General features: G+C 65.0%; 22 protein-coding genes and 1 tRNA gene. 8 read left to right on the top strand and 15 right to left on the bottom strand.

Annotated elements, in window-relative coordinates; translation table 11 throughout:
• The first annotated feature begins 87 nt into the window (after nucleotides 1–87).
• Together E3T43_RS02130 and E3T43_RS02125 are read left to right on the top strand one after the other, a co-directional pair.
• On the top strand, nucleotides 88–1,656 hold the full coding sequence (locus E3T43_RS02130; protein WP_134471151.1) for a PucR family transcriptional regulator: 1,569 nt from the start codon (nucleotides 88–90) through the stop codon (nucleotides 1,654–1,656).
• A 254-nt stretch (nucleotides 1,657–1,910) separates the two neighbouring features.
• Nucleotides 1,911–2,297 carry a hypothetical protein gene (locus E3T43_RS02125; protein WP_134471150.1) on the top strand — a complete coding sequence of 129 codons (387 nt, stop codon included), beginning with the start codon at nucleotides 1,911–1,913 and terminating at the stop codon, nucleotides 2,295–2,297.
• 20 nt (nucleotides 2,298–2,317) lie between these two features.
• Here E3T43_RS02125 and E3T43_RS02120 read toward each other — a convergent pair whose 3' ends face one another.
• Both E3T43_RS02120 and E3T43_RS02110 read right to left on the bottom strand, forming a co-directional pair.
• On the bottom strand, nucleotides 2,318–2,899 hold the full coding sequence (locus tag E3T43_RS02120; RefSeq protein ID WP_166791208.1) for a helix-turn-helix domain-containing protein: 582 nt from the start codon (nucleotides 2,897–2,899) through the stop codon (nucleotides 2,318–2,320).
• Nucleotides 2,900–3,476: 577 nt separating this feature from the next.
• On the bottom strand, nucleotides 3,477–4,154 hold the full coding sequence (locus E3T43_RS02110; RefSeq protein WP_134471148.1) for a hypothetical protein: 678 nt from the start codon (nucleotides 4,152–4,154) through the stop codon (nucleotides 3,477–3,479).
• Between the two features lie 68 nt (nucleotides 4,155–4,222).
• On the opposite strand from E3T43_RS02110, the gene E3T43_RS02105 reads away from it, so the two are divergent.
• Nucleotides 4,223–5,098, top strand: a complete 876-nt coding sequence (locus E3T43_RS02105) for an acyl-CoA thioesterase II (protein WP_233195428.1) — start codon at nucleotides 4,223–4,225, stop codon at nucleotides 5,096–5,098.
• An 8-nt stretch (nucleotides 5,099–5,106) separates the two neighbouring features.
• Here the strand turns inward: E3T43_RS02105 and E3T43_RS02100 are convergent, their stop codons facing one another.
• Together E3T43_RS02100 and E3T43_RS02095 are read right to left on the bottom strand one after the other, a co-directional pair.
• On the bottom strand, nucleotides 5,107–5,817 hold the full coding sequence (locus E3T43_RS02100) for a zf-HC2 domain-containing protein (protein WP_134471147.1): 711 nt from the start codon (nucleotides 5,815–5,817) through the stop codon (nucleotides 5,107–5,109).
• Nucleotides 5,814–6,323 carry a sigma-70 family RNA polymerase sigma factor gene (locus E3T43_RS02095; RefSeq protein ID WP_134441435.1) on the bottom strand — a complete coding sequence of 170 codons (510 nt, stop codon included), beginning with the start codon at nucleotides 6,321–6,323 and terminating at the stop codon, nucleotides 5,814–5,816. The genes E3T43_RS02100 and E3T43_RS02095 overlap by 4 nt, the downstream gene beginning before the upstream one ends.
• A gap of 141 nt (nucleotides 6,324–6,464) precedes the next feature.
• Here E3T43_RS02095 and E3T43_RS02090 point away from each other — a divergent pair, with 141 nt between their 5' ends.
• Nucleotides 6,465–6,953 (top strand): ubiquinol-cytochrome c reductase iron-sulfur subunit, encoded by a 489-nt coding sequence (locus E3T43_RS02090; protein ID WP_134441433.1) that lies wholly within the window; start codon nucleotides 6,465–6,467, stop codon nucleotides 6,951–6,953.
• Nucleotides 6,954–6,992: 39 nt separating this feature from the next.
• On the opposite strand, the gene E3T43_RS02085 is transcribed toward E3T43_RS02090, so the two are convergent.
• The 5 genes from E3T43_RS02085 to msrA form a co-directional block, all read right to left on the bottom strand.
• On the bottom strand, nucleotides 6,993–7,463 hold the full coding sequence (locus E3T43_RS02085) for a thioesterase family protein (protein ID WP_134471146.1): 471 nt from the start codon (nucleotides 7,461–7,463) through the stop codon (nucleotides 6,993–6,995).
• 11 nt (nucleotides 7,464–7,474) lie between these two features.
• Nucleotides 7,475–9,157 (bottom strand): energy-dependent translational throttle protein EttA, encoded by a 1,683-nt coding sequence (gene ettA, locus E3T43_RS02080; protein ID WP_134441430.1) that lies wholly within the window; start codon nucleotides 9,155–9,157, stop codon nucleotides 7,475–7,477.
• Between the two features lie 5 nt (nucleotides 9,158–9,162).
• Nucleotides 9,163–9,723, bottom strand: coding sequence for a hypothetical protein (locus E3T43_RS02075; protein WP_241978766.1), 561 nt, complete (start codon nucleotides 9,721–9,723; stop codon nucleotides 9,163–9,165).
• 35 nt (nucleotides 9,724–9,758) lie between these two features.
• Nucleotides 9,759–10,289, bottom strand: a complete 531-nt coding sequence (locus E3T43_RS02070) for a single-stranded DNA-binding protein (RefSeq protein ID WP_134471145.1) — start codon at nucleotides 10,287–10,289, stop codon at nucleotides 9,759–9,761.
• A gap of 204 nt (nucleotides 10,290–10,493) precedes the next feature.
• Nucleotides 10,494–11,018, bottom strand: coding sequence for a peptide-methionine (S)-S-oxide reductase MsrA (msrA, locus tag E3T43_RS02065; protein WP_134471144.1), 525 nt, complete (start codon nucleotides 11,016–11,018; stop codon nucleotides 10,494–10,496).
• A 139-nt stretch (nucleotides 11,019–11,157) separates the two neighbouring features.
• Between msrA and E3T43_RS02060 the strand changes: the two genes are divergently transcribed.
• Together E3T43_RS02060 and E3T43_RS02055 are read left to right on the top strand one after the other, a co-directional pair.
• Nucleotides 11,158–11,388: a hypothetical protein gene (locus tag E3T43_RS02060; protein ID WP_134471143.1), complete on the top strand. Its 231-nt coding sequence runs from the start codon at nucleotides 11,158–11,160 to the stop codon at nucleotides 11,386–11,388.
• A 101-nt stretch (nucleotides 11,389–11,489) separates the two neighbouring features.
• On the top strand, nucleotides 11,490–12,254 hold the full coding sequence (locus E3T43_RS02055; RefSeq protein ID WP_174844305.1) for a hypothetical protein: 765 nt from the start codon (nucleotides 11,490–11,492) through the stop codon (nucleotides 12,252–12,254).
• 79 nt (nucleotides 12,255–12,333) lie between these two features.
• Here the strand turns inward: E3T43_RS02055 and nadE are convergent, their stop codons facing one another.
• The gene (gene nadE / locus E3T43_RS02050) at nucleotides 12,334–13,155 is read right to left on the bottom strand and encodes an ammonia-dependent NAD(+) synthetase (RefSeq protein ID WP_134471142.1); all 822 of its coding nucleotides are present in this window, start codon (nucleotides 13,153–13,155) and stop codon (nucleotides 12,334–12,336) included.
• A gap of 282 nt (nucleotides 13,156–13,437) precedes the next feature.
• Between nadE and E3T43_RS02045 the strand changes: the two genes are divergently transcribed.
• Together E3T43_RS02045 and E3T43_RS02040 are read left to right on the top strand one after the other, a co-directional pair.
• Nucleotides 13,438–13,983 carry a hypothetical protein gene (locus tag E3T43_RS02045; protein WP_134471141.1) on the top strand — a complete coding sequence of 182 codons (546 nt, stop codon included), beginning with the start codon at nucleotides 13,438–13,440 and terminating at the stop codon, nucleotides 13,981–13,983.
• A gap of 272 nt (nucleotides 13,984–14,255) precedes the next feature.
• On the top strand, nucleotides 14,256–15,803 hold the full coding sequence (locus E3T43_RS02040; protein WP_134471140.1) for an HNH endonuclease signature motif containing protein: 1,548 nt from the start codon (nucleotides 14,256–14,258) through the stop codon (nucleotides 15,801–15,803).
• A gap of 110 nt (nucleotides 15,804–15,913) precedes the next feature.
• On the opposite strand, the gene E3T43_RS02035 is transcribed toward E3T43_RS02040, so the two are convergent.
• From E3T43_RS02035 to E3T43_RS02015, 5 genes are all read right to left on the bottom strand, one after another.
• Nucleotides 15,914–15,989: transfer RNA gene (locus E3T43_RS02035), tRNA-Arg, on the bottom strand.
• Between the two features lie 72 nt (nucleotides 15,990–16,061).
• Nucleotides 16,062–17,873: an ABC transporter ATP-binding protein gene (locus E3T43_RS02030; protein ID WP_134471139.1), complete on the bottom strand. Its 1,812-nt coding sequence runs from the start codon at nucleotides 17,871–17,873 to the stop codon at nucleotides 16,062–16,064.
• Nucleotides 17,870–18,727: an ABC transporter permease gene (locus tag E3T43_RS02025; protein ID WP_134471138.1), complete on the bottom strand. Its 858-nt coding sequence runs from the start codon at nucleotides 18,725–18,727 to the stop codon at nucleotides 17,870–17,872. Before E3T43_RS02025 ends, E3T43_RS02030 begins: the two co-directional genes overlap by 4 nt.
• Complete coding sequence (locus tag E3T43_RS02020; RefSeq protein ID WP_134471137.1) at nucleotides 18,724–19,671, bottom strand: ABC transporter permease; 948 nt, start codon at nucleotides 19,669–19,671, stop codon at nucleotides 18,724–18,726. Before E3T43_RS02020 ends, E3T43_RS02025 begins: the two co-directional genes overlap by 4 nt.
• Nucleotides 19,672–19,749: 78 nt before the next feature.
• Complete coding sequence (locus tag E3T43_RS02015) at nucleotides 19,750–21,261, bottom strand: ABC transporter substrate-binding protein (RefSeq protein ID WP_134471136.1); 1,512 nt, start codon at nucleotides 21,259–21,261, stop codon at nucleotides 19,750–19,752.
• Nucleotide 21,262 lies beyond the last annotated feature (1 nt).

Raw genomic sequence — 21,262 nt, 5'->3', positions numbered from 1 at the left:
GCAATGCTAGGCAACACCGGGCCGCCGCAACATAGCCAGGTTGTATAGTTGGGGCCACCAAGCTCTCCAACCTGTATAAGGCCTCCCATGCTCCCCACACTGCGCCGCCTGCTCGCTGATCCCCAGCTCGGTCTGACTCTGCTCGGCATCGCCGAACCGGTCGCGCTCGATGCACCGGTGGAGTGGGTACACAGCTCCGATCTCGTCGACCCCACCCCCTTTCTGTCCGCCGACCAGGTGCTGCTCACCACCGGCACCCAGTTCGGCACCGATCCGAAAGCGGATGCCGACTACCGCCGCTATGTGCAGCGCTTGCGCGACCGGGGCCTCACCGCGCTCGGTTTCGGTACCGAGGTCATTCGCAACGGCACCCCGGAGGGGCTGCTCGCCGCCTGCCAATCGCTCGGCCTTCCCCTGTTCGAGGTGCCGTATCGCACACCGTTCATTGCCGTGGCGCGAGCGGCCGGCGACCTCGTCGCCGAGGATCGCTACGCCGGGGCGACCTGGGCGTTGCGGGCACAGCGTGCGATCGCGCTCGCCGCACTCCGCCCCGACGGTTTGAGCGCGACCCTCGCCGAGCTGTCGAACCAGCTCGGCCACTGGGTCGCGCTGTTCGACGCGAGCGGCACCCTCGATCGGGTGTTTCCTCGCGAGACGTTCAGCGCAGCCCCCGACACCCGCGCGACCGTGCAGCACGAGGCCCGCCGCCTGCTCGGGCGCGGCCAGCGATCGAGCAGCAGCGTCGAGGCCGGCGGCGAGACGCTGTCCCTGCAGACCCTCGGCGGGCACGACCACCTGCGCGGCGTGCTCGCGTTGGGCGGGCCGCGTGCCCTCGACCAGGCAAGCACCGAGGTCGTTACGAGCGTGATCGCCCTCGCCGGTCTCGCCCTCGAGCAGAACAACGCCCTCGATCGCGCGCAGGGGCTGCTGCGCTCCGGGCTGATGCACACCCTGCTCGGCGGTGACCAGAAACTGGTAGATCAGATTTCCCGGCAGATGTGGGGTGCACTTCCGGTCGGGCCGGTGCTGGTCGCGGTCGTTGACGCGCCGGCCGCGCGCCGCGACGCCATCACGGAGTACCTGGAGCTGCGCGTCGAGGACTCTCCAGGGCAACTATTCTTCGCCCGACAGGAGGACACCATCGTGCTCTGTCTGGACCGGGTGGCCGACGGCATCCTCTCGGACCTGTGCACGCTGTTTGAGTTGCACGCCGGCCTCTCGGAGCCAACCGAGTATCGCCAGCTGCCGCGGGGCCTCGACCAAGCCCAGCAGGCACTCGCCCGGGCGCGGGAGGGCGCCATAGGCGTGACCGGCTTTGACGTCGTCGCGCGGCAGGGCGTGCTCGCGCTGCTGGCCAGAACGGATGCCCGCGAGGTCGGCCTGACTACGCTCGCCCCGGTCCTCGCCCACGACCAGACCCACGGTACGGAACTACTCGCCACACTGCACGCCTGGTTGCTCTGCAATGGGCAGTTCGGGGCCGCTGCCGACGAGCTCGGGGTGCACCGGCACACGGTGCGCGCCCGTATTCTGCACGCCGAACTGTTGCTCGCCCGCGACCTGGGATCGTTTCCGGCGCGCGCCGACGTCTGGGCGGCACTGCTGGCCACCGATTCTGCCACCGAGACCGGCCGGACGACGAGAGAAGGGGGCTGAGGGAATTGAGCCCGCTGAGCGTCAGGTCAGCGAGTCGAAGGAACTCGGTCACTTCGTCGAGATCCTGGGCAGTCGTGGGCGTCAGGTGGAGCATTGCTCCACGATATCGCTCACGTAGATCAACTTGACCGGCACTGCAGGGTTGGCTGCGTGTGCCGTGCCATAGTCTGTGGCTGGGGAGCGCGGGCATCCGTTCTTGAAGACTTTCTTGTGGGCGATAGAACGGAACGAGTATGGAATACAGCGGCAGTCGCATGATCAACGCAACGAGCACGAGGATTGTGAACATTCTCGCCGATATTCGGCGACTGCCGGAGTGGAATCCCGCGATCTTTTCGGTCACAACGGTTGATTCCCTTGCGTTGGTCGGGAAGCCGTACCGGATTCGAGCCAAACTGCCTGGTTCTCCCACGATCACCTACGACCAGATAACCGACGACAACGTCGTCTGGCGCGTGGACGGCTTCCAGGCGCATGAAACAGGCGCTTGGAAACTCGTTCCGGTTGCCGACCAAAAAACTGAGGTTGCCCACACCATCACGCACAGTGGGGCCATCTTTCGCGTGCTTGCCGGTGCTTTTCAAACTATGCCAGGTTTGAGGCTCGATCGGCTGCAGCGCCGAGCAGAAGACAGCGAGTAGCGCGCCAAACCGCAGGACTGTCACATCGGAGTGACGCGGCGAGTGGCTAGTCCCACGGGTCGGGGGAATTCATGTACCGGTGCGGCGCGGCCCTCAACTTCCGTCGGCCGCTCGCTGATCATGGTCATGTCCGGGATCTTGCCCGAGTTCTTCGCAGCAGGCCGTCTCGGACGCCGGATGGCGCGGCCGGTGCGCAAATGCTGATGCAGATCAACGCGCAAGCCACCCCTACCGCCCCCATAAAGCGCCTGGCAGATCACTTCCGGGCTGACTCGCATTTCCTGCCGATCCGGAAACACCGCAGCCAGATGATCACTGATCTGGTCCGGACTCCATTTCAGGCACAACTTTTTCTGCACCACAAAGACCAGCTCCGGATGGTCGAATTTGCTGGCCTTGGGACGACGTCCCCGAAGCTCGGCCTGCTTCTGCGCCGCATACGGGGCATACTTCGTCCGTGCCTGCGGGCCAGTCTTGGACCCGCCTCGAGCCAACTCTCGACTGATCGTCACCGCAGACCGGCCCACCAGAGCAGCGATCGCCCGCACGCCGGTGCCACCCAAATGCAAGTCCGCGATCCGCAGTCGTTCCTCCAAAGACAAGTACCGCCCCGACGTCTCTGCCTCAGGAAGAGGGATCCGCCCACCCGTTGCTTGACGCCAACGCCGTCCAGTTCGTCGATTCACCCCGACAGCATCGCACGCTGCAGTCAGCGTCGAGCCTTGAGTGATCAACACCCAAAACCGCGCCTGTTTCCCAACCAGCTCATACTTCGACCACACGTACAACACCTCACAAAAATCGAGTGTTGCGACGACCGGTTGAATCCGCCATCCCCTTACGGGCGTTCCTATTGGCAGCTATCCTTTTCGCAACCTGTAGCGGAGTGCTTCAGGTGCGTCATGAAGACGATGCCGAGGCAACGCCGGTGTTCGCAGCCCCAACGACAAGACCGCAGGAATTCACCCGCCCTCCATGTCCTTGCTGGGCCCAATGGTGCAGGCAAGTCCACGTTCGTCCAAGCAGTATTGCAGCCTGTCACGCACTTACCGTTCATCAACGCAGATGAGATCGCAGCGCTCCGCTGGCCCGGCCACGAGATAGGGCGCGCTTAAGACCCCGAGAAGCATGACGCCCGACCGAGACGGCCAGCAGCACAAGCCTCCGGGGTGGTCGTTGCTACGGCTGGAGGGTCCAGGGCTTGCGCCGCACCAAAACGTGACCACGACTCGTGCTGAGGCGGGTCCACAGGCCCGACTCGTAGAGCTGCACCGGTTCGTCGGCGGCGAGAAAGCCGAGGCTGAACGCGGCAAACCCGGCGCCGGTCGGCACGAATTCGAGTCCATCGACCTGACGGCCCCACACTTCGGCGCGCACCCGCTCGACGATCATTTCTCCGGTTCCTTCCGGAATCGCCGCAGCGACCTCGTCGATGCCGGCGCGGGCGGCGGCTTCGAGATGCGCGGCCGTCGTCTGCCCGTGCCGGTCCCAGCCCCCCCTGGGCGGCGAGATTCCGGCCCAGGTCACAGTGTTCACCTCGAGGGGAACGGTCACCGTCACCGGCAGGGTCAGGTCACTGGTCGTCGATTCGAGCCGTTTGAGGCGCTCGATCAGGGAACGCACCGGCACGACCTTGTCGAGATCGACCGGCGTGGTCAACGCGAAGGTGCGCAGGCCGAGCACGGTCGGGCTGACATCGAGCAGGCCGCGCGGGTAGAAGATCGCGGTGTACACCGCGATCACCCCCTCCGATGCGATCAAGCGCACGGAACCATCGAGAACGCGACCGGACCGTGACAGAAACACGATCAGATCGCTGAGGGACTGGGAATCGGTAAGAGTGAATGACTGGCTCATCACCTTCTAAACTACCAAGATGCGCCACGACCGTTGGCCGCGCACGCAAACTTGCCAGAGGAGACAGCATGCACAAGCCGATGGAAGGCCTTCTGGCTGTTCTCGATCTGACCGACACCGGAGCCCGCACCAACGAAGACATCTTCACGGGCCCTTCCCAGTGGATGCCGCTCGGTCGCGTCTTCGGCGGGCAAGTGCTGGCCCAGTCCCTCGTCGCCGCGATGCGGACCGTGCCCGATGAACGCCATGTGCACTCGATGCACGGCTATTTTCTGCGCCCCGGTGATGTCAACCAGCCGATCACCTTTTCGGTCGAACGCATTCACGACGGACGCTCGTTTTCGACCCGCCGCACCCAGTGCTATCAGGACGGTGTGCCGATCCTGTCGATGATTGCCTCGTTCCAGGACGCCGATGAAGGCCTGGAGCACCACATCGAGATGCCGGCAGACATTCCCGACCCGGAAAGCCTTCCGACGGCATCCGATTCGCTCGCGCACATCGACCATTCGGTGGCGCGCTACTGGGCCAGCGAGCGCCCCTTCGATATGCGCCACGTTCCCTCTCCGATCTACCTCAAGGTCAATGGCGAGCACACCTCGCGTCAGGCCGTATGGATGAAGACTTTTTCGCCGCTGCCGGACGACCCCGACGTGCATCGCGCCGCGCTCGCCTACGCGAGCGACTACTCGATCATGGAACCGATCTTGCGTCGGCACGGCGTCGCCTGGGCCTCGCCGGGCCTCAAGGTCGCGAGCCTCGACCACGCCATGTGGTGGCACCGCTTCGGCCGGGTCGACGAATGGCTGCTCTACGTGCAGGATTCGCCGAGCGCGCAGGGCGGTCGCGGCCTCGCCACCGGCAGCATTTTCAGCCGCGATGGCGTGCTTCTGGCCACCGTGGCGCAGGAGGGCATGTTGCGCGTGCCCATAATCCTCGAATAGTTCCGCAGCTACCAGCTCGGTTTGGACTCCAGCAGCACGCGTTCGTCGGGCATCCACCGGATGTCCACGCTCGCGATATCGTCTTCGGCGACACTCGTGGTGCCCGCGGCGGTGATCGTGGTGCCGGGGCCGGCAATCCAGCTCGCCACCAACCTCTCGTCGCCGGCGGTGTCGGTCACGAACAGGGCGTAGGGCTGCGGCCCGAAGTCGTTGCCGCTCTTCGCGTAACTGCAGCTCGCGTCGATGCGGGTGCCCCAGTTTTCGCCGGTGAGGCGAAAGCTCGCGGTGAGCGGACTCGGAACGACGGCGGTCATGGCCACGGCCGGTTCCCTGGCACTGGTGACTCGCTGGTCCAGCCAGCCGGGCACCATCAGGGCAGCGGATGCAGCGATCGCGGCGGCCGCAAGCACGGCCCCCACCGTGCGCCGGCGGGCCCGCCGGGAGCGGACCCGTGCCTCGGCCAACAGCCGGGGCAGCAGTTCGGCGGACGGCGATGTGCCGGAATCCACTGCCGTACCGGTCGCGTGACCGAGCTGCGCAGCTTGATCCAGTGGCACCAGAGCGAGCAGCCCGGGCAGCCCGGCGAGGTGGGCGACGGCCTGACTGCAGGCGGCGCAGTCGTTCAGGTGTCGTTCGTAGTCACGCCGGTCGCCCGGCGTAAGCGCGCCCACTACGTAGGCGCCGTCCCAGTCTGCGTACCGGTCAGTAGGAGTGTTCATCGCTCCGTAACTCCTCGCTCTTGCAGTGCGAGACGCAGGGCTCGCAGGCCATAGTGCAGCCTGGATTTCACGGTTCCTTCGGGAATATCCAGGTGTCGTGCAGTCTCCGCGACGGACTGGCCTTGATAGTAGGCGCAGACAATGACGGCCCGATGGTCGAGCGAGAGGTCGGTGAGGGCATCCGCTACCAGCCAGGCATCGAGCAGGGCGTCGGTCTGATCGTCGGTGGGCTGTTCGGGCAGCTGGTCGGTCGGCATCTCATGTCGGGCGCGGGCCGAGCGTCGGTCGTCGATCACCAGGTTTCGGGCCACCGTGAACAGCCACGCCCTGGCCGACACCTCGGTCTGATCGAGCAGGCGTGGCCGGCGCCAGGCGCGCAGCAGCGTCTCCTGCACCACGTCGTCGGCGAGGGCGGTGTCGTGGGTCAGCCGCACAACATAGCGCCACAGGATAGGCCCGTGCTCGTCGTGGAGGGCACGCAATAGTTCGGCACGCTCATCGGCCATGGCCTACCTCCCCTGCTAACACGGAACCGGGGCCATTGCGGTTCAATTGACGTCCTGAAACACTGAACCGAACCACCGGCAGCTTCGTTGATAGCTGAAGCAGCGCCAACCTACCCGTTAATACGTTCCTCAAGGAGAATCATGGCCCCGGCAATCAACCTGTCACGTCGAAGCATGATCCTGGTGGGGGGAAGCGCCGCCGCAGCGGTCGCCCTGGCTGCCTGTAGCAGCACCCCGGATACCGGTACCGCCTCCACGGACGCGTCCCCGACCAAGACCGAGAGCGCGACCGATCCGACCGGTTCAGCCACGGATCCCGGCGCGGAAACGGCACCGGCCGGGACCGAGGTCGCCAAACTGGCCGATATCCCGGTTGGCGGTGGCATCGCGGCCACCCTCGATGGTCAACCAATCCTGCTCGCCCAGCCGACGGAAGGCACGGTCGTCGCCTTCAGCGCGATCTGCACGCATCAAGGCTGCAAGGTGGAGCCCGCCGCCACCGAATTCGACTGCCCGTGCCACCAGTCGCGCTACGACCTCGCCACGGGTGAAGTGCTCGGCGGCCCGGCACCACGCGCACTGGACCGGGTCACCGTCACTGTCGCTGGCGACACGGTTCTGGCCGGCTAACGATCCCGGCAGGCGCGGCGATCGATGGCCCGCGCTGGCTCAGCGGCGGGCAAACTCGATCGGGTCGTCGAGGTAGGGAGTCCAGGCGGCGCGTTCGGTGTCGTCGATGCGGCGCGGGCGTTCGCTCGCCGCATCCACGAGCACGATGGTCGTGTTCGCCCGCGCGTACAGCACCTCCGGCGTGACCCCCTCGGGGCTGAACACCTCGTAGCACACGTCAAGGCTCGCACCACCGAGCTTGCCGAGCCAGAGCCGCACGTCGAGCGGCTGACGCAGGTACGGCACCGGCGCCAGATACTCGATCTCCTGCCGGGCGATCAGCGTCAGGGTCGCCGCTCCCGGACGCCCGTCGAGCACGGCCGTGCTCGCGCCGATCGCCCCGTCGTCTTCGGTCACCCAGAAGGCCAGGATGCGCGCCTCTTCCAGCAGGCGCAGCATCTCGGCGTTGTTGACATGACCGTAGGCGTCGAGGTCGGACCAGCGCAGGCGGATCGGAACGTGCAGCTTCACTTGTTTACTTTCTAGTCGCGAGTGAGCTTGCGGTAGGCGGAACGGTGCGGCTTGGCCGCGTCGGGACCGAGACGCTCGATCTTATTCTCTTCGTAAGACTCGAAGTTACCCTCGAACCAGTACCAGTTGGCCGGGTTGTCGTCGGTTCCCTCATACGAGAGGATGTGCGTGGCCACCCGGTCAAGGAACCACCGGTCGTGGGTGATCACCACGGCGCAGCCGGGGAACTCGAGCAGCGCGTTCTCGAGCGAACCAAGCGTTTCGACGTCGAGGTCGTTAGTGGGCTCGTCGAGGAGCAGCAGGTTTCCGCCCTGCTTCAGGGTGAGAGCCAGGTTCAGGCGGTTGCGCTCGCCACCGGAGAGCACGCCGGCCTTCTTCTGCTGGTCTGGGCCCTTGAAACCAAAGGTCGAGACGTAGGCGCGCGAGGGAATTTCGGTCTTGCCGACCTGAATGTAGTCCTGGCCGTCGGAGACGACCTCCCACAGGGTCTTGTTCGGATCGATGCCGCCACGGTCCTGGTCGACATAGGAGATGTTGACCGTGTCGCCGATTTTCAGCTCGCCGCCGTCGAGCGGTTCCTTGCCGACGATGGTCTTGAACAGGGTGGTCTTTCCCACACCGTTCGGGCCGATGATGCCGACGATGCCGTTGCGCGGCAGGGTGAAGCTGAGATTGTCGATGAGCATGCGCCCGTCGAAGCCCTTTTCGAGCTTGGTCGCGTCGATGACCTGGGCACCGAGGCGCGGGCCGACCGGAATCACAATTTCTTCGAAGTCCAGCTTGCGGGTGCTCTCAGCGGCGGTGACCATCTCTTCGTAGCGGGCCAGACGGGCCTTCGACTTCACCTGACGGCCCTTGGCGTTGGAGCGCACCCACTCGAGCTCGTCGGCGAGACGGCGCGACAACTTCGCATCCTTCTTGCCCTGCACGAGCAGTCGTTCCTGCTTCTTTTCGAGGTAGGTGGAGTAATTGCCCTCGTAGGGGTAAAGGTGTCCGCGGTCGATTTCGGCGATCCACTCGGCAACATGGTCGAGGAAGTACCGGTCGTGGGTGACGGCGATCACGGCGCCGGGATACTTGGCGAGGTGCTGCTCAAGCCAGAGGACACTCTCGGCGTCGAGGTGGTTAGTGGGCTCATCGAGCAGCAACAGGTCGGGCTTCTGCAGCAGCAGCTTGGTCAGCGCTACGCGGCGCTTCTCACCACCGGAGAGGTTGGCGACCTCGGAGTCACCCGGCGGGGTGCGCAGGGCATCCATGGCCTGCTCAAGCTGGGAATCGAGGTCCCAGGCATCTGCTGCATCGATCGCTTCCTGCAGAATGCCCATTTCGGCGAGCAGGGTGTCGAAGTCGGCGTCAGGTTCGCCAAGAGCGAGGCTGATCTCATTGAACCGGTCGACCTTGGCCTTGATCGGCCCGACGCCCTCCTGCACGTTTTCGAGCACGGTCTTGCTCTCATCGAGCTGCGGTTCCTGCATCAGGATGCCGACGGTGTAGCCCGGGGAGAGTCGCGCCTCGCCGTTGCTGGGGGTATCCAGACCCGCCATGATCTTGAGAATGGTGGACTTTCCGGCGCCGTTCGGGCCGACCACACCAATCTTGGCACCGGGGAAAAAGGACATGGTGACGTCGTCAAGAATCAGCTTTTCACCGATCGCCTTGCGAGCGCGGACCATTGAGTAGATAAATTCGGCCATAGTACCTACCAGTCTATTTGTCGACTGGACCCAACCAGACACAAACCGGTCGAGAGGATCGGCGCGACCACGCTGTGGAAGCCGTCGCTGGCCGGGCCGATTTGACCGATCAGGCATTCGCCGGCGAAGCGCACGGAGAATTGTACGGAGTCGGCGACGAGATCGGCCTGGGTGCGGTCGAAGCTCACTTCCATCGCGCTGCGGTCGAACCCGCCGGCGACGAGGGCGTCGATGTAGGCACGGCCGTCAGCAGCGGGGTTGGCCTTGGATACCGCCGCGGCCAGAAAGTTGAAGTAGACCAGATTCTCCCCGGCGGTTCCAGTCGGTACCAGCGCCGGGTCGGGCGCTGGAGTGGCCGAGGAGTCCGGTGTCGCCGACGTAGTGGGCACAGCGGTGGTCGCGGCGGGCTCTGCGGGGACACCGGTACACGCGGCGAGGCTGACGCCGAGGAGCAGCACAGCGCCCACCGCGACCACGGCGGACAGGGAGAACCGCGAGCGGCCGGCGCGCCGACCGGCCGTAGTCACGACGAACTGATCCTGCGGTTTTGGTTCTGCCACGCTCACGTATTGCCTCCCCCGGTCCACGCGCGTGGACGATGTTACGAGTCTAAACGCGCGTAGGCATCCACATCCGCGTCGGTGTCGATCGGTACAAAGCCGTCTCCGGCAGGGTCGATCTGCCCGCGCTCCGCCTCGAACGCACTGGCCGATTCCTCCGATTCAGGGGATTCCACCGGGTCCGGCTCAGCCTGATCGGTGCTGGTACGCGAGGGTGCCGCAGAGCGCACCGGCGTCGTGGTGTACCAGGTGAGGTCGTGGCCGACAGAGTCAGCAATGATCTCCACGGAAGTTCCGGATTTCTCGGCGTTGGTCCATTTGCGAACGACCAGCCGTCCGGTGACGACAATGTGCTCGCCTTTGTTGAGCGACTTGCCCGCATTCGTGGCCAGCTGGCGAAAGGTCTTGACGGAATACCAGCAGCTTTCGTCGACGATCCATTCGTCTTTGGCCTGGTCGTGGTGGCTCTGGCGGGAGGCCAGCCGAAAGGAGGTGATCGGGGTCCCGTTTTTGCCGAAAGTCACACTGGGATCGGTGCCGATGACTCCGGATATCGTGATGTGGTCGCTCATGGTTTCTCCCGGCACGGTTGTCGCGAAGACGCTCGTTGGGCGCTCGACAGAGAGTGAGCGCACACGGCCCGGGAACGACAACTCGTGCCAGTCTTCGTCGCTCCCGGGTCGCACACTGCGAGTGTGCCGCCCCCATGGGCTGCGACGGATCGATTCAAGCGAATCAGTGGAGAATCCCGCCGACGAGCCGTTGTGGAGAAGAAACTAGCCGACGAGGTACTCGGAGTACGACTTGCGAATCTTGTTGACCTTCGGGACGGCAACGGCCATGCAGTAGCCCTGCCCGGGGTTCTTGTTGAAGAAGTCCTGGTGGTAATCCTCGGCATCGTGGTAGTCGCCGAGCGGTTCGATTGTGGTGGTGATTCCGGAGCCCCACCATTCGCTCGCCCGATCGCGGGCCGTCTCAAACAGCCGCTTCTGCTCATCGTCGGTGTAGAACATGGCCGACCGGTATTGGGTCCCGATATCGTTGCCCTGCCGGTTGAGCTGGGTCGGGTCGTGGAGTGTGAAGAACACGTCAAGGATGACGCTGGCCGGGATGACCTCCGGGTCGAAGGTGACCGCGACGGCCTCGGCGTGGCCGGTACGCCCGGTACAGACCGCTTCATAGTTCGGGTCGGTGGTGGTGCCGCCGGTATACCCCGACACGACCTCGCTCACACCGCGTAAGACCCGATAGACAGCATCGAGACACCAGAAACATCCACCTGCGATCACAAAAGTTTGCACTCCTCCATCCTAACTCGTCCGGCGTCGCCGCTGCCGAATGCTGCGTCAGCATCGCCGATTGTTCGCCGAAAGCGGATGTCGGTGGTCGCCCATACGGTGGAGGAAACAACCGCGGCCGGCCGAAGCAGAAGGAGCAATCATGACCACTCTCATCGCACCGATCGCCCGCATTCGTGGCCGTGACTTCATCCCCGTGCGCGAGGGACTGTGGCGCGTCGTCGACCCCCTTGGCGCTGTCATCGGCTATCTCGAATGCCACGCCGGCATCGACGGCGACCGGTACAGCGCCCGCAGAATAGTTTTCGCCACGCGCACGCGCGATCTCGGTGTGTTCTGCCGTATCGAGGACGCCATCGATTGTTTCCGCTAGTGCTCTAATAGGTGCCGCGCTGCACCCATTGGTTCCAATTGTGTGGGGGCACGCCGAGGCTGGTCCCTCAGAACAGAAACTGCGCGGATAAAATCCTCGACATGGAATGGTGGAATAGCTTCGTAACCTGGCTCACAGACGTCAGCACAGAACCGGTGGTTTTCAGTGCAATCGTCTTCATTGGTGCGATTGTCATCGCCAGCGTGCTGGCGGCGTTGATCTCCCGGGGGGCCGTCAAGCGGCTCCTCACTCAGCGGGATCGGGAGATTAAGGTGGCCGCGATCGCCGCTCTCGTCGATGCCGCCACCGAGGCATCCGTTTGGAATTCACTGACCCCGCAGGAACAGGTCATGAGCGACCGGGCCGTCGGACAGGCCGACATTCAGGTTCGACTGCTGCCGATCCGCGGTTCGGGCATCGCCGCGAACTGGGCCGCCCACGAGTTGTATGAGCTCAAGCGCACCTCGGCCACATTCGGGTACCAGCTGGAACCGGCCCTGGTCGAGTTTCGCGACCGCCTGGTGGAGTGGCAGAACAAGCCCGGGCGTGCCCGCAAAATCTTCCAGGGCGATCTCGATCGTTGGAAGGCCCAGAATTCCGGCGCCGAGAAGAACCTGCTGGCCGAGCAGGAAGCCTGGGTTGCCCAGCAGCACCACGACCAGCACAGTGCGGCAGAGTCCGCCCCAGCACCGGTGCGAGCGGCACCGCTCACTCCTGCGGCGGTCAACCGTGCGCCGGCAGCTACTTCGACGGCAGCTGCGGCCGACGCATCAACGGAGACCCAGCGTCTGCTCGACGACGTGAACAAGCTCGAGGTGCGCAGGACAGACCCGCTCACTCGTTCGTCCTCCGCACCGACCACCTAGGTCAATCAGCACCACCTGAACGAGCCGGTCGGCGCTCTCACAGCACTGACCGGCTCGTTTTTTCGTCGCGCTGGGGCGCTTACTTCCACCAGTCGTCAAACAGCGAAGCTGGCACTCGCCGCTTATGCTCCGTGCTCAGGAAGCGTGCTTCGATTGCCTCGGCCACTTCGTCCTCGACCGGAAGCCCCTCGAGAAAATCGTCGATGTGCTCGTACTGCAGCCCCAGATTGGCTTCGTCGGTCTGGCCGGGCGTGTGGTCGAGCAGATCAGCGGTCGGGTCCTTCAAATAGAGCTGTTCGGGGGCATCGAGCTCCACTAACAGGGCGCGGCCCTGGCGCTTGGTCAGGCCCGTCAGCGGAAGAATGTCGGTGCCGCCGTCGCCGTACTTGGTGAAGAATCCGGTGACCGCCTCGGCAGCATGGTCGGTCCCGACCACGAGCAGGCCGAGCTGGCCGGCGAGCGCATACTGCGCGATCATGCGGGAGCGCGCTTTGACATTCCCCTTGGTGAAGTCGGTCATCGCCACGTCGAGGCTTGCAAGAAACTCGGTTTCGAAACCCTCGACGGCGAGTTCGATATTGAAGACGGCCTGCGATTTTGGGCGGATGAATTCCAACGCGAGTTGCGCATCCGCTTCATCGCGCTGCACCGCGTATGGCAGGCGTACGGCGACAAAGGTGGCCGGATGCCCCTCGGCGACGAGTTCATCGATGGCGAGCGCGCACAACCGGCCGGCCAGGGTGGAGTCCTGGCCGCCGCTGATGCCGAGCGCCAGGCCCGCAGCGCCGGTGCGCTTGAGGTAGTCCTTGAGAAATTTCACCCGGCGGCCAATCTCGGCGGCCGGGTCGATGGTGGGTGAGACGTTGAGTTCCGCGATGATTCGCGCCTGGAGTTCTCGCATACTTGAATCTAGCAATCCTCGAGAATTCGTGCTGCCGCCTCCCTCGAGATCGGCACCGGGGTACCGGCGAATAGTGGCGAAATTTTCCCGTACGGTAGGACAAAGACCGCTCGGGGGACGCACTAATGGTTGTTAAGAATAAGTACAGCATGCACGAGGATTTCAGCGAAGCACGATCCGGCAGAACGGTTCGCGGAATCAGCCGGTCTGCACTGGCAATCGCTGTGTCCGGTATTCTCTTGGCCGGACTCGGCGGGTGCGCCGCCGTCACGAACGACGAAGTTGATACCACGCCTGCTGAGCAGACCGCGCAGCCGACTGGACAACTACAGCATCGCCCCGGCCGAGTGGTTTGCGGCGAATTCCGATTACATCACCACCGATTGGCAACCCAAGTTTCAGAATGCGATCGATAACGACGGTGCCGTGCTCGGCACGGCAGCCTTCGTCGTCACTGACATTCTGCCGGCCCCGCTTGCGCGCGACGGAGGCGCCCGCGCGTCGAGCACCGTCGTACGTCTGGATCGGGTGTACGCCGAAGAGCCAGACGGAGGCGAGCCGAATCTGATCTTCAGATTCAGCTCAACGAGCACGTTCGTTGCGACGGATGCCCAGATTGTCGCGCTGGTGCTCGCGGCCGACCCCGTCCAGAGCGCAGATGCTCTGCGAGCTTCCAACCCCGAACTCTTTGACGGGGCGGACAACTCGTTCCTCATCATGACCGGGAACACCGTTCTGGGTTTCGGCCTGGACAGCAACGATCAGGTCATCGGTATGAACTCAAATATCCAGCTGTACACGGACCAGGGCCTCGACGTCATCGCCTAGCCCGTTCGATGCAGAGCACCAAGGCCCCGCCGATGACGGGCCGGGTATCTCTGAGCGCCTCGATGGAGGCCTTGCGGAGAGCGCGCGGCAGAACCATCTGCTCCGTCCTCGCGAGAGCGGGTGAACGGTTACTTCGGCGCTCGTGAAGCAACCGTTCACTCGCTCGCGCCGGTGGGAAGAAACTTCTGAACTTGAGTCAGAATAATCTTGAGATTTGCTCGTGTTTATGGACGATTCGAGCTATAATTGTGAGTGAAGGAGGCACCGACGCCATGACCCTCACCGCCCCGCCCGCCGCAGCCGGCTCGATGCCGCAGGGTTCTCGCGTTGAAGCGGTGGCTCAGGCCGGTGCCATTCTGGCGGCAGCGTTTGACGATGTGCGGTTCGGTCACCTCGACGATGCTGAAGCTGTTGCGGTTCTCGCGGCGTTGGAGGGGCTCGGCCGCAAGGTCGATGGGGTCAGGCTACGCGCCACCAACGACATCGGCGTGCGCGCCGAGATCGACCTTGGCAGTGGCTCGCTGGCGTACCGAAACGGATGCCGCAACCGGGTCGAGTTCATCACCCAACTCGCCTGCATCTCGGGCCGCGAAGCCAAACGGCGCCTGAAGCTCGGCGAGACCGCGGTGGAACGAACCCCGCTGGGCCTGCCCGTCCCGGCCCGGTACCCGATCATCGCCGGCGGCCTGACCAGCGGGGAACTCGGCATGGAATCGGCGGAGATCATCGCCAGCACGCTCACCGCTCTGCAGGGGAAGGTCCTGCCGGGCGACCTCGACCAGGTTGAGCGCGCCCTCGTCGCCACCGCCACCGGGGCCATCACCCCGGAAACAGTGGGGCTCCCCGGCGTGGGCATCCGCTTCACGCCCGACGTACTCCGGGCGCAAGCGATGGAATGGCAGGCCCGCCTCGACCCCGACGGCACCGCCCCCAGCGACGACGTGACTGAGGCCAAGAGCACGCTGACGTTCGGGCTGCTCCGTAATGGGTTGTACCCGCTGCGCGCCGAGGTCACCCCGGAGCTGCGCGGCATCATGGACACCCTCTTCGACACCTATCTGTCCGCCCGGTCGCGCACCCCGATGTTCGTGCCCACTGAATCCCTTGACGGCAGCGCCGAGCTGGACGGCCTCGATGGCAGCAACACGGAGACTGAGCGGTTCAGCGCCGACCCGTTCAGTTCTGACCAGTACAACGGCGACACCCGCTTCGATGGGGACCGCCGCACCGCGGGCGAGAAACGTGCCGACATCCTCCGCGACGTCTTCCAGGCGGCCGCGCGCGACCCCAAGACCCCGACCATGGGCGGCGCCGCCCCCCTCGTCATGATCCACGTCAACGCCACCGACCTCAACGCAGGCCGCGGCGTCGGCTGGATCGACGGCGTCGAAGCCCCCGTCAGCATGCGCCGGGTGAAAGAGACAATCTGCTCCGGCGGCGCCCAAAAAATCACCTTCGGCGACAACGGCGACGTCCTCTACCTCGGCGACAAAGCCCGCTGCTTCACCCCCAAACAACGCGCCGCCATCGCCGCCCGCGACGGAGGCTGCATCATCCCCGGCTGCACCATCCCCGCCCGCTGGACCGAAATCCACCACGTACTCCCCTGGCAACAAAACGGCCGCACCGACATCGACAACGGTGTCCTTCTCTGCTGGTTCCACCACCACACCATCGACACCAGCGGATGGAAAATCCGCATGATCAACAGCCGACCCCAAGTACGCGGACCCCTACTCTGGGACCCCACCCAAACCTGGCGCCCCGCCCACAGCCACCGCGCCAACATCCCCAGCCCCGAACCACCCTGGCGCACCTAAGACCATCAAGCGCGGCCGGAATTGTGTTCATCTTTGACTTCGACCGGGCTCGCCTCGAGCGAAACGGCGAGTCGCGGCCTTCTGCATTACTCACTGCAGTCACCCAGGCGTGGTGCCCCCGGTAGGAATCGAACCTACGACAATCGGATTAGAAGGCCGGTGCTCTATCCACTGAGCTACGGGGGCGGTACTGTACAAGGTTACAGGTCGCGAGCGCGGTCGGTCGCCGAAGCGCTCAGGTCGACGAAGCCTGCCAGGTCAGGTGGCGCGGCGCCGGACCAGGTCGGGCATCGACGGTGTCGCGCTGATCAGCTTTCGGGTGTAGGGGTGCAGGGGCCGGTCGTAGACATCGCCGGTGGGGCCGCACTCGACGATACGTCCGTCGGAGATGACGGCCACGGCATCGCACAGGTGGCGGACGACGCCGAGATCGTGCGAGACGAACACGAGCGTGAGCCGGTACTGGTCGACGAGTTCGGCGAGCAGGTTCAACACCTGGGCCCGGACCGACACGTCCAGGGCGCTGACCGCTTCGTCGGCGACCAGAACCCGCGGCCTCGTGATGAGCGCTCGTGCGATGGAAATTCGTTGTCGCTGGCCTCCGGAGAATTGGTGCGGATGCCGGTCCATCACGTCGGCGTCGAGTCCGACCGCGGCCAGCTGGGCTTGAACCCGGGCTCGAGCCTCGGCCCGACCGACGTGCTGCAGGGGTTCGGCGACGATGTCGCGCACCTTCATGCGCGGATCCAGCGACCCCATCGGGTCCTGGAACACCATCTGCACCTGCCTGCGAAACTCGCGTAGTTGCCGTTCAGAGGTTCCCCCGAGCGGTTGACCGAGCACGTCGACCGTGCCGGAACTGGGCTGGTCGAGGGCGCACAGGATGCGCATGAGGGTGGACTTGCCGGACCCTGATTCGCCGACGATGCCCAGCCGTTGCCCCTCGGCCACGTCAAAGGACAGGTCGCGCAGGCCGTGCACGATCTGTTTCGGGGCGAGCAGACGGCCGCCGTTCCGCCGATACTGCCGGCTCAGGTTGCGCACCGAAATGGCGGGTTCGCCAGCCACCTCGTTGAAGATTATTGGAGGGCCTCCGGGTTCGAGGCGCTGGTGGGCGGCGCGGTGCGGCGGCGGGATCGCCGGCGGCGCGGCATCCGCTTCGGTTCGGCTGGGTGCGGTTCGGCTGGGTGCGATTCGTGTCCGGGGCGCGGACGTGGGCGTGCGCGTGGGCGTGGGCGTGGACGTGGGCGTGCGCGTGGGCGTGCGCAGTCGGCCTCGGTCGTCGACCACGGAGAGATCGGCGGCCGCAATGAGATTCTTCGTATACGGATGCCGCGGCGCGGCCAACACCTGCCCCACCGGCCCCTCCTCGACGATCGTCCCCCGGTGCATCACGAGCACCCGCTGGCAGACCTGCGCGACCACGGCTATGTCGTGGGTGATCAGGAGCAGGGAGGAGCCCCGGTCGGCCACCAGTCCCCCGATGAGCCCCAGCACCTCGGCCTGCACGGTGACGTCGAGGGCCGTGGTTGGTTCATCGCAGAGCAGTAGCTGCGGGTCGTTCGCCATGGCCATGGCGAGCAAAACCCGCTGGCGTTGACCACCGGAGAGCTGGTGCGGAAAGGCGAGGGCCGCCTGGGCCGGGTCGGGCAGCTTGACCTGGGCCAGCAGCAGGGCGGCACGGTCCTGGGCCTGTCGCCGACTGGGTTGGGTGCGGTGCACCGTCATGATTTCGGCGATTTGAGCTCCGACCCGCATGAGCGGATTCAGGGCGGTCATCGGCTCCTGAAAGACCATCGCCATGGTGTTGCCGCGCACCTGGTTCAGGCGGCGCTCGCCAGCCGTGAGCAGGTTGGCATCGACGCCGCCCAGGCGCACCGAACCGGTGGCCGTGAGGGTATCGGGCAGCAGCCCCATAACAGATGTCGCGGCGAGCGACTTTCCCGACCCGGATTCCCCGATCAGGCCGACCCGTTCGCCGGCGGCGATATCAAAGCTGATGCCATGCAACAGCTCGGTGAAGGGCGAACTGACCCGCAGGTCGGTCACGCTGAGGGCGGGCGCGGTCACCGTTTCACCTGCATGCGCGGGTCGAAGCGATCGCGCAGACCGTCACCGAGCAGGTTGAAGCCCAGCACCGCGATGGCGATAGCGATCCCCGGCCAGACGATGAGCAACGGTTCGATGAACAGGTAGCCCTGGGCATCCTGCAGCATGCGGCCCCACGAGGGCGTGGGTGGGGGCGTGCCGAGCCCGAGGTAGGACAGCGCGGCCTCGGCGAGCACCGCGATGCCGAACGAGACCGAGGCCTGCACGATGAGCATGCCGCTGATATTGGGCAGAACGTGCCGCACCCCGATGAACAGGCCGTTCTTGCCCGCGGCGCGCGCGGCCAGCACGTATTCGCGGCTCATGATCTGCCGGGTTCCGCTGCGGGAGATGAGGGCGAACGCGGGTGCCGTGCCGATGCCGAGCGCGACCATCGCGGTGACCGTTCCGGCGCCGTAAATGGCACCGAAAATGATCGCAAGCAACAGGGCCGGGAAAGCCAGGGAAATGTCGTTGCCGCGCATCAGGAATTGGTCCAGCCGGCCCGGATTCATGCCGGCCACGATGCCGAACGGCACGCCGAGCACGGCCGCGATTGAAACGGCGACGGTGCCCACGAGCAGGGAGATCTGAGCGCCGCGCAGGAGGGAACTGAAGACATCACGCCCGAAGCTGTCGGTGCCGAGAAGGTGTTCCGCGCCGGGCGGCAGCAGGATCGAGTCCGAGAAGACCCCTTCCGGGTCGAACGGCGTCCACCACAGAGACACGACGGCGGCCAGCACGACGAGACCGATCAGCACGAGGCCGACCCGGAGCGTTGCGTCACCACCACGAACCGCACGACGAGAGGATTTCGCGGGCCTGCTGGCGGTCATGACGCGCTCCGCAGTCGCGGATCGATCACAGTGAAGGCCAGGTCGACGAGAAAGTTCAGCACCAGCACGAACACGACGAGCACCAGCACGATGCCCTGCACTGCGGGCAGGTCGCGCAGGGCGACCTTGTCGAGCAGCAGGCTGCCCAGGCCGGGAATGCTGAACACCCGCTCGATCACCACGGCACCAATCAGCAGGGTGGCGATCTGCAGACCGAGCACGGTCATCACCGGAACGGCCGCGTTGCGCAGCCCGTGCCGAAAGAGGGCGCGCGCTGTTCCGAGGCCCTTGGCCCTGGCCGTGCGCATAAAGTCGTCGCGCATGACGTCGAGAACCGCCGATCGCACATAACGGCTGAGCACGGCGCCCTGCACGCTGCCGAGGGCAATCGCCGGCAAAATCAGGTGCTCGATGAAGCCACTGAAATCGTCCGCCGGATCAACCCAGCCGCCCGCCGGAAGCCAGCGCAGCGTCACGGCGAAGACGGTGACCAGCAGAAGCCCGGCCAGAAACCCGGGCACGGCAACACCGATCTGGCTGATGCCCGAAAAAATCGCGCCGTCCGGCCTCCGCTGCCGGACCGCGGTCAAAATTCCAAACGGAATCGCGAACAACAGCGCCAGAACGACACTGGTCAGCACAAGGATCACCGTGATGCCGAGGGCATCCGCTATGTCGGGGCCGATCGGCTGACGCGACACGGTGGAGGTACCGAAATCGCCGACGAGCACGTGCCCGATCCAGTCCAGGTAACGCACAACCGCTGGGCGGTCGAGCCCCATCGCTGTGGCCTGCGCCGCAACATCCGCTTCGGTGGCTTGCACGCCCAGGGCGATGCGCGCGGCGTTTCCGGGCAGAATAGCCAGCAGCAGAAAGGTCACGATCGACGCCACGATGCCCGTCGTCGCGAAGACACCGATGCGACGCAGAATCACCAGAAACATTGCAGACTTTCTCGAAAGCGCGTGAAACGGATGCGCCATCCGCTCGACATCAACCGTAGGGGTGAACGGCTTCGTCCGTTACCGGGCGATGGTCGACAGGTCCAGCGCGAGGCTCGGCGTATTCTTCGGCACACCTCTCAGATCGGCGTCGGCCAGCGAAATCGCCGGCTGCAGATACAGCCAATTAGCGGATGCGTCCTCCGCCATCGTGCGCGTCGCCTCCTTCATGAGTTCCACATAAACGGCCGGGTCGGCGGCATCCGCTTCAGCGAATTTTGCCATCACCGCGGGCGAATCATAGCCGGCGTAATAGCTGGGGGCGGCGAAGACGCTGACGTCCCGTGGCTCGCTGTGCATGATGAGCGACAGGTCGTAATCGTGGTCGGCGAACACCTCGTCGAGCCACACCGCCGGAAATTCGAGTGGGGTCACCTCGGCGGTGATGCCGACTTCGGCGAGCTGGGCCTTGACTACCTGCGCGCCAGCCACGGCGTAGGGCAGGTTCGGAATCTTGAACGCGACGGTCAGGTCGCTCATGCCTGCCTCGGTGAGAAGCTCGATGGCCCGGGCGGGATCGTAGGGGTAGAGGTCAGCGAGGCTGGCGTCGTACCAGGGGTCGGTCGGCGGTACCATCGAGCCGATCAGCAGACCGTAGCCGCTACTCACCGTGTCCATGACCGCCTGCCGGTCGATGGCGTACATAACGGCCTGCCGCACCCGAACATCGCTAAACGCATCGCTGGAATTGTTCATCGACAGGGTGACTTCACCGGTGCTGGCGCCCTCGAGCACCTGGTAGTCAGAGTTTGATTTGAACTGATCAACCAGTTGAAACTGCGAGATGCCCGAAATGAGGTTGATGTCACCGCTAAGCAGGGCGTTGGTCTGCGCGGTCGCATCGGTGAAGTAGCGCAGTGTGACATCGGTCAGGTACGGCGCCGCTCCCCAGTAGTCAGCGTTGGCGGCCAGGACCAGGCTGTCGCCGGTTTTGAAGGAGCTGACCGTGTAGGGCCCGGTTCCGACAGGGGCTGTAGCCAGGTCGGAAATGCCGGCTTCGGTGAACATGGTGCCGACCGGGCCGGTCATATTGAAAAGCCAGCCGTTGCTCGGTGTCGACAGAGTGATTCGAGCCTCGGTGTCAGTGACGGCCTCGATGCCGGCAATCGGATCGAGGTAGGCCGGCCCGTTCGCGGTCCAGTTGTCTTTCACGCGTTCGAGGCTGAACTTGACGCTGTCGGCGGTGAACGGGGAGCCGTCCGAGAAGGTCACGCCCTCGTTCAGGACAAAATCGTAAACCAGGCCGTCATCACTGACCGTCCAGGACTCGGCGAGCAGGGGAATGATCGTGCCCTCGTTGTCGAGTTTCACGAGGCCCTCGTAAACGTTATAGAGAAGCGCCTGCGGAATGGCCGCACCGGCGGTCGTGGTGTAGTCGAGGTTGCCCGGCGTAGCGAGCAGACCAACGGTCAACGTCGTGTCCGGCCCACCGTCCGTGGACGCGGTTCCGGCGGAACACCCGACCAGGGCCAGCGACGCGATCAGCGTACCCGTGATGCTGGCGAGAATCGTGCGCCGGGTGGGGGCTCTCATC

Origin of the sequence: Cryobacterium sp. Hh7 (assembly GCF_004403155.1) — a bacterium.
Classification (GTDB): Bacteria; Actinomycetota; Actinomycetes; order Actinomycetales; family Microbacteriaceae; genus Cryobacterium; species Cryobacterium levicorallinum.
The sequence above is the reverse complement of the archived record's forward strand: the minus strand, read 5'-3'. Positions and strand labels throughout refer to the sequence as shown.

What these genes read in the sequence shown, in the direction of transcription:
- E3T43_RS02130 (WP_134471151.1), top strand. Translation starts at nt 88, where the DNA reads ATGCTCCCCACACTGCGCCGCCTGCTCGCTGATCCCCAGCTCGGTCTG.
- E3T43_RS02125 (WP_134471150.1), top strand. Translation starts at nt 1,911, where the DNA reads ATGATCAACGCAACGAGCACGAGGATTGTGAACATTCTCGCCGATATT.
- E3T43_RS02110 (WP_134471148.1), bottom strand. Translation starts at nt 4,154, where the DNA reads ATGAGCCAGTCATTCACTCTTACCGATTCCCAGTCCCTCAGCGATCTG.
- E3T43_RS02105 (WP_233195428.1), top strand. Translation starts at nt 4,223, where the DNA reads ATGCACAAGCCGATGGAAGGCCTTCTGGCTGTTCTCGATCTGACCGAC.
- E3T43_RS02100 (WP_134471147.1), bottom strand. Translation starts at nt 5,817, where the DNA reads ATGAACACTCCTACTGACCGGTACGCAGACTGGGACGGCGCCTACGTA.
- E3T43_RS02095 (WP_134441435.1), bottom strand. Translation starts at nt 6,323, where the DNA reads ATGGCCGATGAGCGTGCCGAACTATTGCGTGCCCTCCACGACGAGCAC.
- E3T43_RS02090 (WP_134441433.1), top strand. Translation starts at nt 6,465, where the DNA reads ATGGCCCCGGCAATCAACCTGTCACGTCGAAGCATGATCCTGGTGGGG.
- ettA (WP_134441430.1), bottom strand. Translation starts at nt 9,157, where the DNA reads ATGGCCGAATTTATCTACTCAATGGTCCGCGCTCGCAAGGCGATCGGT.
- E3T43_RS02070 (WP_134471145.1), bottom strand. Translation starts at nt 10,289, where the DNA reads ATGAGCGACCACATCACGATATCCGGAGTCATCGGCACCGATCCCAGT.
- E3T43_RS02060 (WP_134471143.1), top strand. Translation starts at nt 11,158, where the DNA reads ATGACCACTCTCATCGCACCGATCGCCCGCATTCGTGGCCGTGACTTC.
- E3T43_RS02055 (WP_174844305.1), top strand. Translation starts at nt 11,490, where the DNA reads ATGGAATGGTGGAATAGCTTCGTAACCTGGCTCACAGACGTCAGCACA.
- nadE (WP_134471142.1), bottom strand. Translation starts at nt 13,155, where the DNA reads ATGCGAGAACTCCAGGCGCGAATCATCGCGGAACTCAACGTCTCACCC.
- E3T43_RS02040 (WP_134471140.1), top strand. Translation starts at nt 14,256, where the DNA reads ATGACCCTCACCGCCCCGCCCGCCGCAGCCGGCTCGATGCCGCAGGGT.
- E3T43_RS02025 (WP_134471138.1), bottom strand. Translation starts at nt 18,727, where the DNA reads ATGACCGCCAGCAGGCCCGCGAAATCCTCTCGTCGTGCGGTTCGTGGT.
- E3T43_RS02020 (WP_134471137.1), bottom strand. Translation starts at nt 19,671, where the DNA reads ATGTTTCTGGTGATTCTGCGTCGCATCGGTGTCTTCGCGACGACGGGC.
- E3T43_RS02015 (WP_134471136.1), bottom strand. Translation starts at nt 21,261, where the DNA reads ATGAGAGCCCCCACCCGGCGCACGATTCTCGCCAGCATCACGGGTACG.